The sequence below is a fragment of the Pseudomonas sp. genome (genome assembly GCF_050739655.1).
GTDB lineage: Bacteria > Pseudomonadota > Gammaproteobacteria > Pseudomonadales > Pseudomonadaceae > Aquipseudomonas.
This window is the reverse complement of the sequence record NZ_JBOIBY010000108.1, coordinates 1-7,386: the sequence shown is the minus strand read 5'-3', so window position 1 is coordinate 7,386 and position 7,386 is coordinate 1. Positions and strand designations below refer to the sequence as shown.

Genomic DNA, 7,386 nt, shown 5'->3' with positions numbered 1-7,386 from the left:
CCCTGATCAAACTGATGACCGACGGCATCCTGCTGGCGGAAACCCAGAACGACCGCTATCTGGAACGCTACGACACGATCATCGTCGACGAGGCCCACGAACGCAGCCTCAACATCGACTTCCTGCTGGGTTATCTGAAAACCCTGCTGCCGCGCCGTCCAGACCTGAAAGTCATCATCACGTCGGCGACCATCGATCTGGAGCGCTTCTCCAAGCACTTCGACGATGCGCCGATCGTCGAGGTTTCCGGTCGTACGTTCCCGGTGGACACCTGGTATCGCCCGCTGACCCTGGAGCAGGACGAAGAGGGCAACCGTGTCGAGGACGACCTGACCGTGGATCAGGCGATTCTCGCCACCCTCGATGAAATCGCCGCTTATGAGCGCAGCGAACGCCGCAGTCCCGGTGACGTACTGGTGTTCCTGCCGGGCGAGCGGGAGATTCGCGACGCGGCGGACATGCTGCGCAAGGCCCAGCTTAAACACACCGAGATCCTGCCGTTGTACGCCCGCCTGTCGCCGGCCGAGCAACAGCGGATTTTCCAGTCGCACCCAGGCCGTCGCGTGGTATTGGCCACGAACGTCGCCGAAACCTCGCTGACCGTGCCGGGCATCCGCTACGTCATCGACAGCGGTACCGCGCGCATCAGCCGCTACAGCTACCGCGCCAAGGTCCAGCGCCTGCCCATCGAAGCCATTTCCCAGGCCAGCGCCAACCAGCGCAAGGGCCGTTGCGGGCGGGTCGAGCCGGGCATCTGCGTGCGTCTTTACAGCGAAGAAGATTTCCTCGGGCGCCCGGAATTTACCGATCCGGAAATCCTGCGGACCAACCTCGCGGCGGTCATTTTGCAGATGCTGCATCTGCGTCTGGGCGAGATCACCGCGTTCCCGTTCATCGAGCCGCCCGATGGCAAGGCCATCAGCGACGGTTTCAACCTGCTGCAAGAGCTTTCGGCGGTGGACCGCAACAGTCAGTTGACCCCGCTGGGCCGCCAATTGGCGCGTCTGCCGGTGGACCCACGCATGGGCCGCATGCTGTTGGAAGCGGCGAAATTGGGCAGCTTGCAAGAAGTGTTGATCGTCGCCAGCGCCATGTCGATCCAGGACCCGCGCGAACGTCCTCCGGAGCGTCAACAAGCGGCGGACCAAGCCCACGCCCAGTGGAAAGACGTCGACTCGGACTTCGCCGGATTGGTCAATCTGTGGCGCGGTTTCGAAGAACAGCGCCAAGCGCTGACCGCCAGTCCGTTGCGAAACTGGTGCCGCAAAAACTTCCTGAATTACCTGCGGTTGCGCGAATGGCGCGACTCCCATCGCCAGTTGAGCCTGATCTGCCGTGACATGCAGTTGAGCCTCAATAAAGAACCTGCCGATTATCCAAAACTGCACAAAGCGGTGTTGGTGGGATTGCTCAGCCAGATCGGCCAGAAAACCGAAGACGGCGACTATCTCGGCGCGCGTCAGCGACGGTTCTGGATTCACCCCTCGTCCGGCATCGGCAAAAAGCGCCCGCAATGGCTGATGACCGCTGAACTGGTGGAAACTACCAAGCTTTACGCGCGAATGGTGGCCAAGATCGATGCTGACTGGATCGAGCCGTTGGCCGGGCACCTGATCAAGAAAAACCACTTCGAACCGCACTGGGAGAAGAAGCGTGGCCAGGTGGTGGCTTACGAACAAATCACCCTGTTCGGGTTGATCGTGGTCGGGCGCCGGCCGGTGCATTACGGGCCGGTCGATCCGGTAGTGTCCCGTGAACTGTTTATCCGTGAAGCGCTGGTGCGTGGCGAAATCCAATCGAAGGCCAAGTGCCTGACGGCCAACAAGCAGTTGCTGGAACAACTCGACGAACTGGAAGCCAAGGCCCGTCGCCGTGACATCCTCGCCGACGAAGAAACCCTGTACGCCTTCTACGACGCACGCCTGCCAGCGGAGATCCACCAGACCGCGACTTTCGACAGCTGGTATCGGGTCAACAGCCAGAAAGACCCGCAACTGCTGATCATGCGCGAAGAAGACGTGCTGGCCCGCGAGGCCAGTGAAGTCACCGCCTTGCAATACCCGGACACGCTGCACATTGGCGATCTGGAATTGGCGTTGAGCTACCACTTCGAGCCGAACCACCCGCGTGACGGTGTGACGCTGCGTGTGCCGGCGCCGTTGTTGCCGATGCTGCCGCCTGAGCGTCTGGAATGGCTGGTGCCGGGTGTCATCGAAGCCAAGTGCATTGCCCTGGTGCGCAACTTGCCCAAGGCTTTGCGCAAGAATTTCGTACCGGTGCCGGACTTCGTCAAAGCGGCCCTGCAACGCATGACCTTCGCCGAAGGCTCACTGCCCCAGGCGCTGGGCCGCGAGCTGCTGCGTATGACCGGCGCCCGCGTCAGCGATGAAGCCTGGGCGGAAGCAGCGCAGCAGGTGGAAAGCCATTTGCGCATGAACCTGGAAATCGTCGATGGCCAGGGCAAGTTCCTCGGCGAAGGACGTGATCTGGCCGAGCTGACGGCGCGTTTCGCCGAAGCCAGCCAAGCCGCATTGGCCGTTCCGCAAACTGCGAAAAGTCAGCAGCCGGTTGAGCCGAAAGTGTTTGCCGCCGTGGCCGAGAAAACCCAGCAGAAGATCGCCGGGCTGTCGATGACAGTCTATCCGGCGCTGGTGGAGGAGGCCGGTACGGTCAAGGAAGGTCGCTTCTCGACGCCGGCCGAAGCCGAGTTCCAGCACCGTCGCGCCTTGCAGCGATTGCTGCTGCAACAACTGGCGGAGCCGGCGAAGTTCCTGCGTGGCAAGTTGCCGGGTCTGACCGAGTTGGGGCTTTTGTATCGCGACATGGGGCGTGTCGATGCGTTGGTCGAAGATATTCTGTTGGCCAGCCTCGATAGCTGCATTCTTGAGGGTGAAGACCCGTTGCCCCGTGACGGCGCCGGTTTGGCGTCGCTGGCCGAACGCAAGCGTGGTGCCTGGACTGAGCACGCCGAACGGGTGGCGAAGCTGACCCTGGAAATCCTCAAACACTGGCATGGCCTGCAAAAGCGCTTCAAGGGCAAGATCGACCTGGCGCAAGCCGTGGCCTTGAACGACATCAAGCAGCAGCTCAGTCATCTGGTGTATCCGGGGTTTGTTCGCGAAACACCGATGCAATGGCTCAAGGAGTTACCCCGTTACCTCAAGGCGGTCGAACAACGCTTCGAGAAAATCGGTGCACAGGTGCAGCGCGACCGGGTCTGGAGCGGCGAATTGTCCGGGCTCTGGACCCAATACCAGACCCGCGCCAGCAAGCACGCTCAGGAAGGCAAGCGCGATCCGCAGCTGGAGCTGTATCGCTGGTGGCTGGAGGAATATCGGGTCTCGCTGTTCGCCCAACAGTTGGGAACCAAGGTGCCGATTTCCGACAAACGCCTGAACAAGCAGTGGACGCAAGTCGAGCCCTAACCCCGGGGCTTGCACAATACCTGTGGGAGCGGGCTTGCCCGCGAAAGCGGAGTGTCAGTCAATATAGATGTTGAATTTGATGGCCCCTTCGCGGGCAAGCCCGCTCCCACAGGATTCTGAGTCGTACTCAAATCATGGGCCCGACGCGGTAACTGTGGGAGCTGGCTTGCCAGCGATGACGGCTTCAGATTCAACATCTTCCTTGAATGTGCAGATCCCTTCGCGGGCAAGCCCGCTCCCACAGGTCTGTCATCGCTCTCGCAAAAGGCGCCAAATCATTAGGTTTATGGCAAACTTCGCGACCATAAGCGCCGGTTTCGCGACTTAGAGCCTTCGGCCAGGTCGGATGTCGGTATAAAGCGTTGCCAGGTTTGCGTCCCCCGGATGGGAATAAATCCTTTGCGTATTGGTACGTCGGTACCAATACTTTCTGCCTGAACAGATCAGAGACACGACCATGCATAACGTCGTCATCAGTGGCACCGGCCTGTACACCCCGGCCAACAGCATCTCCAACGAAGAGCTGGTGCAGTCTTTCAATGCTTATGTGGCGCAATTCAATGCCGACAATGCTGACGCCATCGCGCGTGGTGAAATCGAAGCATTGACCGAGTCCAGCGCAGCCTTCATCGAAAAAGCCTCCGGTATCAAGAGCCGTTTTGTCATGGACAAGGACGGCATCCTCGACCCGCAACGCATGGCACCACGCCTTCCGGAGCGCAGCAACGACGAATGGTCGGTGCTTTGCCAAATGGCCATCGGCGCTGCCGAACAAGCATTGCAGCGCGCAGGCAAGACCGCAGCAGACATCGACGGTGTGATCGTCGCTTGCTCCAACCTGCAACGCGCTTACCCGGCCATCGCCATCGAAGTTCAGGAAGCGCTGGGCATCCAGGGTTTCGGTTTTGACATGAACGTGGCGTGTTCTTCGGCGACCTTCGGTATCCAGACTGCCGCCAACAGCATCCAGTTGGGTCAGGCCCGGGCGATTCTGATGGTCAACCCGGAAGTCTGCACCGGTCACCTGAACTTCCGCGATCGCGACAGTCACTTCATCTTTGGTGACGCTGCCACTGCCGTGATCATCGAACGCGCCGACCTGGCCACGTCCAAGTACCAGTTCGATATCGTCAGCACCAAACTGCTGACCAAGTTCTCCAACAACATCCGCAACAACTTCGGCTTCCTCAACCGCGCCGCGGAAGAGGGCATCGGCGCCAAGGACAAACTGTTCGTTCAGGAAGGCCGCAAGGTGTTCAAGGAAGTCTGCCCGATGGTGGCCGAGCTGATCGGTGAGCATCTGCAGGAAAACCAGCTCAACGTCAGCGATGTGAAACGCTTCTGGCTGCACCAGGCCAACCTCAGCATGAATCACCTGATCGTCAAGAAGCTGCTGGGGCGTGATGCCACCGAACAGGAAGCGCCGGTGATCCTCGACACCTACGCCAACACCAGCTCTGCGGGTTCCGTGATCTCGTTCCACAAGAATCAGGACGACCTGCCAGCAGGTTCCCTGGCGGTGCTCAGCTCGTTCGGCGCCGGTTACTCCATCGGCAGCGTGATTCTGCGCAAGCGCTGAGTCTGGGATTGATGCTGACTGGCAGGGCCCTTCGAGTTCAGCCGCGCTCCCACAGGGTTTTGTGCCGTTCACATATTCAGCGGTCGGCGTGGAACTGTGGGAGCGGGCTTGCCCGCGAAGAGGGCGGTACATCCAACTCCGATGTGACTGACCGGACACCTTCGCGGGCAGCCACGCTCCCACAGAGAAGGATGTGTGCCTTAGCTTCGTGGCAGGCGAATGACTGCAGTCAATCCGCCACCGGGGGTTTCTTCCAGGTTCAGTTGTCCGCCCAGGCGCTGCACCGCTTCACGGGCGATGGTCATGCCCAGGCCAACGCCCCCGGAGTTGCGATTGCGCGAACCTTCAAGGCGAAAGAACGGTTCAAACACCGCTTCACGTTGCTGCGCTGCGATACCGGGTCCATGGTCGATGACAAGGATGATCAGGTGGTCGCGATGGTCTTGCAGGGTGATCAGCGCCTGGCCGGCATAACGCAGGGCATTGTCCAGCAGGTTGTTGACGCAGGATCGCAACGCCATGGGTTGTACTTGCAGCGGCGCGCAGTTTCCGCTGACCTGTACGTCGGCGCCCTGGTCCTGAGCGTTTTCGCTAAGGGATTCAATGAGTGCCTGCACATCCATCCATTGCGGCGCTTCACTGGTTCGCTGTTCATGCAAATAGGTGAGGGTGGCGTCGAGCATGCTGATCATGTCGTCCAGATCCTGGCGCATCTGGCCTTGCAGCTTTTCATCGTCGATCTGTTCCAGTCGCAGCTTCAACCGCGACAGTGGCGTGCGCAGGTCGTGGGACACCGCCCCAAGCATGCGTGAACGCTGCTTCACTTGCTCGATGATGCGGCGCTGCATCTTGTTAAACGTGTGGGCCGCTTGTCGCGCTTCCCTTGGGCCGGACTCATCCAGCGGGTCACTGTCGAGGTTTTCGCTCAAGCGCTCGGCCGCGTCGCTCAGGCGCTGGATCGGCCGGCTCAGCAGCTTGGCGCCATACCACGCAGCAATGATCAGTGAGATCAATTGAAACGTCAGGGGCACCAGTGGCCCGCCGAACCACGGTCGTGGTGGCCGGCCTTCAAAACGCGGGTCTGGGGCAGGACGCTGTCCATCGAACTTTTCCGAAAATTCTGGCGGAGGCGGCGGAGGTGGCGGACCGTAATGTTGAAACCAGGCAAACGCCAGCAGGTGCGCCAGGATAATCGCCACCAACAACACGCCAAACAGGCGGCCGAACAGCGTATCGAAGCGCCCACGCATCAACCGATGTCTCGTGCATCGAACAGATAACCTTCACCGCGTACGGTTTTGATCAGTTGTGGTGCCTTGGGGTCGTCACCGAGTTTCTGGCGCAGGCGCGAGACCAGCAGGTCGATGCTGCGATCAAAGGCTTCGATCGATCGCCCGCGGGCTGCGTCCAACAGTTGCTCGCGGCTCAGCACCCGGCGAGGGCGTTCGATGAATACCCAGAGCAAGCGGAATTCCGCGTTCGACAACGGCACGACCAGGCCGTCGGCGGCGATCAATTGGCGCAACACGCTGTTCAGGCGCCAGCTATCGAAACGGATGTTCGCCCGTTGTTCACTGCGATCGTCACGCACCCGACGCAGGATGGTCTGAATGCGCGCGACCAGTTCCCGGGGTTCGAAGGGCTTGGCCATGTAGTCGTCGGCGCCCAGTTCCAGGCCGATGATCCGGTCGGTGGGTTCGCAGCGGGCAGTGAGCATCAGGATCGGGATGTCCGACTCGGCGCGCAGCCAGCGGCACAGTGACAGGCCATCTTCGCCCGGTAGCATCAGGTCGAGCACCACCACATCGAATGGCTCCGCCTGCATGGCCAGGCGCATCTGCGCGCCGTCAGTGACGCCACTGGCGTGGATGTTGAACCGGGCAAGGTAGTCGATCATCAGTTCGCGGGTCGGGACGTCATCGTCGACGATCAGGGCGCGAATGCTCCAGCGTTTGTCGTCGCCGAGCGCTTTTTGATCGTCGTTCACGGGGGCTTGGGAGTTGTGCATGCGTGCGTTCATCTGCCAGGTAGGCTGCCAACCACAAAGATGGGCTGCGAGGTTGTGGTTCCAGCATAGGCGTCCGGCCCGGAGGCGGGAAGTGCTGCTGTAAGGACGTATTGCGGGTCGCGAGGGTAGCGCGCATGGGTGTTACGGGCATGTCATGTATGTACCGAACTCGACACAATTGCCGTAAGTACTAGTCTTGCCTGGGCGCAATTGACGATTTACCGATCATCGGGTCCCGCAGTTGCGCTGGTTCCGCTACAATGCGCGCCGATTTCGACTTGCCTGAGAGCCCACTCATGTCCGCCTGCCAGACTCCTATCATCGTCGCCCTGGATTTCCCTACCCGTGACGCCGCACTGAAGCTGGCCGATCAG

4 protein-coding genes and 1 pseudogene are annotated in these 7,386 nt (G+C 60.6%); 3 read left to right on the top strand and 2 right to left on the bottom strand.

The features are described from left to right. Both hrpA and ACRESJ_RS05715 read left to right on the top strand, forming a co-directional pair. The coding region (hrpA, locus tag ACRESJ_RS05720; RefSeq protein WP_431757036.1) for an ATP-dependent RNA helicase HrpA at positions 1–3,425 on the top strand (3,425 nt) is incomplete at its 5' end. A gap of 457 nt (positions 3,426–3,882) precedes the next feature. Beyond that, on the top strand, positions 3,883–5,004 hold the full coding sequence (locus ACRESJ_RS05715; protein ID WP_431757035.1) for a beta-ketoacyl-ACP synthase III: 1,122 nt from the start codon (positions 3,883–3,885) through the stop codon (positions 5,002–5,004). A gap of 200 nt (positions 5,005–5,204) precedes the next feature. Here the strand turns inward: ACRESJ_RS05715 and ACRESJ_RS05710 are convergent, their stop codons facing one another. Both ACRESJ_RS05710 and ACRESJ_RS05705 read right to left on the bottom strand, forming a co-directional pair. Then, positions 5,205–6,254, bottom strand: a complete 1,050-nt coding sequence (locus ACRESJ_RS05710; protein WP_431757034.1) for a sensor histidine kinase — start codon at positions 6,252–6,254, stop codon at positions 5,205–5,207. After that, positions 6,254–7,012, bottom strand: a complete 759-nt coding sequence (locus ACRESJ_RS05705; protein ID WP_431757033.1) for a response regulator — start codon at positions 7,010–7,012, stop codon at positions 6,254–6,256. Before ACRESJ_RS05705 ends, ACRESJ_RS05710 begins: the two co-directional genes overlap by 1 nt. 260 nt (positions 7,013–7,272) lie before the next feature. Here ACRESJ_RS05705 and ACRESJ_RS05700 point away from each other — a divergent pair. Then, positions 7,273–7,386, top strand: a pseudogene (locus tag ACRESJ_RS05700) (orotidine-5'-phosphate decarboxylase); the annotation flags it as partial.